This is a genomic window from Blastomonas sp. CCH1-A6 (assembly GCF_001556365.1).
Taxonomy (GTDB): Bacteria; Pseudomonadota; Alphaproteobacteria; order Sphingomonadales; family Sphingomonadaceae; genus Blastomonas; species Blastomonas ursincola.
In genome coordinates this window covers 1-4,717 of record NZ_LSIS01000009.1, presented here as the reverse complement: position 1 = coordinate 4,717, position 4,717 = coordinate 1, and the positions used below count along the sequence as shown (strand labels likewise).

General features: G+C 64.9%; 2 protein-coding genes and 1 pseudogene. 2 read left to right on the top strand and 1 reads right to left on the bottom strand.

The genetic code is table 11. The features are described 5' to 3' along the window. The first annotated feature begins 173 nt into the window (after nt 1–173). Together typA and AX735_RS00310 are read left to right on the top strand one after the other, a co-directional pair. Complete coding sequence (typA, locus tag AX735_RS00315; protein WP_066274105.1) at nt 174–2,006, top strand: translational GTPase TypA; 1,833 nt, start codon at nt 174–176, stop codon at nt 2,004–2,006. Between the two features lie 96 nt (nt 2,007–2,102). Further along, on the top strand, nt 2,103–4,052 hold the full coding sequence (locus AX735_RS00310; protein WP_066274104.1) for an alpha/beta hydrolase family protein: 1,950 nt from the start codon (nt 2,103–2,105) through the stop codon (nt 4,050–4,052). A 50-nt stretch (nt 4,053–4,102) separates the two neighbouring features. On the opposite strand, the pseudogene AX735_RS00305 reads toward AX735_RS00310, so the two are convergent. Continuing rightward, nucleotides 4,103–4,717, bottom strand: a pseudogene (locus AX735_RS00305) (NAD-glutamate dehydrogenase domain-containing protein); the annotation flags it as partial.

Genomic DNA, 4,717 nt, shown 5'->3' with positions numbered 1-4,717 from the left:
CCTCTTGCAGGCGGGAGGGGAGAGGGGGGCTGCTACCCCTCGGCGCCTGCCGCCCGCAACCCCCCACGCGCTAGTTGTTGCGCTGCAGCACCCCTTGGGCTATGGGCGCGCCAGCAACAGGCGTGCCGGTGGACGGCGTGTCCGCGACCATCCCCCTGATACAGGCTATTTCCATGTCTCTTCGCAATATCGCCATCATCGCGCACGTCGATCATGGCAAGACCACCCTTGTCGACCAGCTGTTCCGCCAGTCCGGCACCTTCCGCGACAACCAGCGCGTCGAAGAGCGCGCGATGGATTCGAACGACCTGGAAAAGGAACGCGGCATCACCATCCTCGCCAAGTGCACCTCGATCGAGTGGGACAATGCCGGCGAGAAGACCCGCATCAACATCGTCGACACGCCCGGCCACGCCGATTTCGGCGGCGAGGTGGAGCGCATCCTCTCGATGGTCGATGGCGTGATCCTGCTGGTCGATGCTGCCGAAGGCGCGATGCCGCAGACCAAGTTCGTCACCGGCAAGGCGCTCGCGCTCGGCCTCAAGCCCATCGTCGTCGTCAACAAGATCGACCGTCCCGATGGCCGCCCGCAGGAAGTGCTCGACGAGGTGTTCGACCTGTTCGTGTCGCTCGACGCCAATGACGAGCAGCTCGATTTCCCCGTGCTCTTCGCCTCGGGCCGCAACGGCTATTGCGGCGACAACCCCGAGGTGCGCGAAGGCACGCTGCAGCCGCTGTTCGAGAAGATTGTCGGCCATGTGCCCGCACCCAGCGCCGACCCCGACGGTCCGTTCAAGTTCCTGGTCACGCTGCTCGACCGCGACAATTTCCTCGGCCGCATCCTCACCGGCCTGGTCGCCAGCGGTACGGTGAAGACCAACCAGCAGATCCACGCGCTCGACCCCGAAGGCAATGTCGTCGAAGCGGGCCGCGCCTCGAAGATCATGGCGTTCCGCGGGCTGGAGCGCGTTCCGGTCGAACAGGCAAGCGCGGGCGACATCATCTCGATCGCCGGCCTCACCACCGCGACCGTCGCCAACACCATCTGCGATACCTCCGTCACCGAGCCGCTGCACGCGCAGCCGATCGATCCGCCGACCCTGTCGATGCGCTTTGCGGTGAACGACAGCCCGTTTGCGGGCCGCGAGGGCACCAAGGTGACCAGCCGCATGATCCGCGACCGCCTGATGCGCGAAGCCGAATCGAACGTCGCGATCAAGGTCACCGAATCGGCGGACAAGGACAGCTTCGAGGTTGCCGGGCGCGGCGAACTGCAGCTCGGCGTGCTGATCGAGACGATGCGCCGCGAAGGCTTCGAGCTCGGCATCTCGCGTCCGCGCGTGCTGTTCGGCGAGGACGAGAGCGGCAACCGCACCGAGCCGTATGAAACCGTCGTCATCGACGTGGACGACGAGCATTCCGGCACGGTCGTCGAGAAGATGGCGCTGCGCAAGGCCGAGATGACCGACATGCGTCCGTCGGGCGGCGGCAAGACCCGCATCACCTTCAGCGCTCCCTCGCGCGGGCTGATCGGCTATCACGGCGAATTCCTGTCCGACACGCGCGGCACCGGCATCATGAACCGCCTGTTCGAGAAATACGGGCCGTACAAGGGTCCGATCGCTGGCCGCCCGGTCGGCGTGCTGATCTCCAACGGCACCGGCGACACCGTGGGCTATGCGCTCAACGCGCTGGAAGATCGCGGCAGCCTGTTCATCGGATCGGGCGTGCCCGTGTACGAGGGCATGATCATCGGCGAGAATGCCAAGCCCGAGGACCTCGAGGTCAACCCGATGAAGTCGAAGCAGCTGACGAACTTCCGTTCGACCGGCAAGGACGACGCCATCCGCCTGACCCCGCCGCGCCTGATGAGCCTGGAACAGGCGATCGCCTATATCGACGACGACGAGATGGTCGAGGTGACCCCCAAGACCATCCGCCTGCGCAAGCGCTTCCTCGACCCGAACGAGCGCAAGAAGCAGAGCCGGAAGAAGGAAGCGGCGTAAGTCCGACCTGCATCCGATATGGATGCAAGTCCGCTTGCAATGCCCGGGCAGAATTCCCTAGCCTTATTCGTTGGATAAGGCTGGGGAGCTGTTGCATTGCGTGGGTTTGAAATCGCGGGCGCTCTGGCGCTGGCCTGGTTGTGTTCGCCTTCTTTCGCTCAGGGGAGCGCTCAAGAGACGGCCACCGCGGATTCGGGAACGGCCGCGCCCTATTCGGCGGAGCTTTTTGCCAAGCTGCCACTGATCAACGGCCCCAAGCTCTCGCCCGATGGCCAGAACATCCTGTTCTCCACCCAGACCGGGGGGCGGACCTTCGTGGCCACCCGCAGCGTCACCGATGGCAAGCTGCACTCCATCCCGCTGGCAGAGCGGCTGGACCTCAACTGGTATCGCTGGGCGGGCAACAATCGCCTGCTGATCAGCGTGTCGCAGACCGTCCGCTATTTCGATGTCGAAGCGCGCCGCTCCTATCTGCTGACCGCTGATACCGCTAGCATGAAGCCGGTCTTCATCGGCCGTGACTATCAGGGGCTGGAAGGCGACGACCTGATCTACGTCGATCCGGAGGGAGAATGGGCGCTGCTGTCGCTGCAGCGGACGCCTTATGTCGGGCCGACCGTCTATCGTGTCACGCTGGCCGACGGCAAGATGGAGGCCGTCCAGAATCCGTATGGCGACATATGGGAATGGTTTGCCGACAATCGCGGCGTGGTGCGCATGGGCATGAGCTTTGCCCGCGACAGCTGGACGCTGCACTATCGCGAGGGTGACAGCGGGGGGTTCCGCAAGCTTGCGACCATCCGCTATGATGACAAGGAACAGAAAGGGCTGATTGAAGCGATCCGGGTGATCAGCGGATCGGACCAGGGCTATGTGCTTTCGGCCAAGGAGACGGGGCGATACGCCCTGTATCGCTACAACTATGCCACGCAGACCATCGGCGAGCTGGTCTTCGGCAACCCCGATCACGATATCAGCGATTACGACCTGAACGAGGATGGTACGCCATCGGCGGTCTATTATACCGACGAGAGGAGGCGCGTGCACTGGTTCGATCCGGCGCAGCAGCAAATTCAGGAAGCGATCGACAAGGCCTTGGGGGCACGCCACGGCTCGCTGGTCTCGCGCAGCCGCGACGGGCGAGTCAAGATCATCCATGTCGGCGGACCCAACGACCCGGGCAGCTATTATCTGTTCGACGAGGCGCTCGGCAAGATGGACGTCTTCGCCCGCACCAACGAGGCCTTGAGTCCCGCCAGGCTGAGTCCGAGCCGCTATGTCAGCTACAAGGCGCGCGATGGCCTCACCATCCATGCCAATCTGACCCTGCCGAAGGGCAGGGAGGCCAAGGGGTTGCCGCTGGTCATCCTGCCGCACGGCGGGCCTTACGGCATTCGCGACGATCTTCGCTACGATGCCGAGGTGCAGTTTCTCGCCAGTCGCGGCTATGCCGTGCTTCAGCCCAATTTCCGCGGGTCGGGCGGCTATGGTGAGGCGCATGCCAAGGCCGGTGAAGGCGCGATAGGGCGTCAGATGCAGGATGACCTGGACGATGGCATGGACTGGCTGGTGGAGCAGGGCATGGTCGATGCCGCCCGCGTTTGCGTCGTCGGGGCTTCTTATGGGGGCTATGCCGCGCTCTGGGCGGTTACGCGCAATCCGGAACGCTATCGATGCGCGGCCAGCTTTGCCGGAGTCACCGATTGGGACCGCATCCTGAAATATGATGCGCGGTTTTTTAGCCGCAGCGGATTGCGGCGGTGGCGCAGCACCATCCAGGGGGACAGCAGCTTCGACATGGACAGCGTGTCACCGCTGAAACAGGCCAGCAGACTGACCCGCCCGGTACTTATCGCGCAAGGGCAGGAGGACACCGTCGTGCCGCCGCAACAGGCCGCCGCCTATGTGCACGCGCTCAAGTCGGCGGGCAAGCCGCACGAATTTGTCAGTTATGAAAAGGAAGGGCATGGGTTTGACGACCCAGCCAATCTCGCAGACTGGCTGAAAAAGCTCGAAGCCTTTCTCGCCAAGCATAACCCGGCGTGACGGCGTGATCCGGGGCTGCGCGGGTCGACGCAGCCCCGGTCATGCCGAACCTACCGCCCCAGCAATATCCGCGCCTGGCTCGCGATCTGCGCCAGCATCGCGACGCTCGGCGCGGCGTCCAGCCGGGCCCGGTCGACCAGCCCGCGGAACTGCTTGATGCGGGGCAGGTTGGCTTCGGTCCAGTTGGCGACATAATCCTGCGGATCGCCGCCCTGCGCTTTGGACAAGAAGTCGAGGCGCATCTGCTGGAAGTCGCGGGCGAGGCCCGAGACGAGCAGGCGCTCCCACGGATCGCTGGGCGACATGCGCGCGGCGGTCATCTGCGTCCAGTCTAGGCCGAGCGTCGCGCCGAGATCGGCGAACGCGTGCGTCAGCGGCAGCGGGCCGGTGCCGCTATGGCTGGCGAGATTGGCCAGGCCTGCGGCGCCGTCGAGCCCGGTCAATCGCACGATATGCGCAGCGTGGGTCGGGGCGGCGCCCTGTGCGGTCAGATCCTGCGCCTGGCGCGCGGCCTGGAGCCGGGCCTCGGCATTGAGCAGATCGTCCATCCCCGCGATCAGCGCATCGACTCCGGGCTTGAGCGCAGCGACGATCTCGCCAGGCATCAGGCCGTCCGCGCTCGCGCGCAGCACGTCCGCAATATGGACGCGCACGATATTGGCGGT

What these genes read in the sequence shown, in the direction of transcription:
- typA (WP_066274105.1), top strand. Translation starts at nt 174, where the DNA reads ATGTCTCTTCGCAATATCGCCATCATCGCGCACGTCGATCATGGCAAG.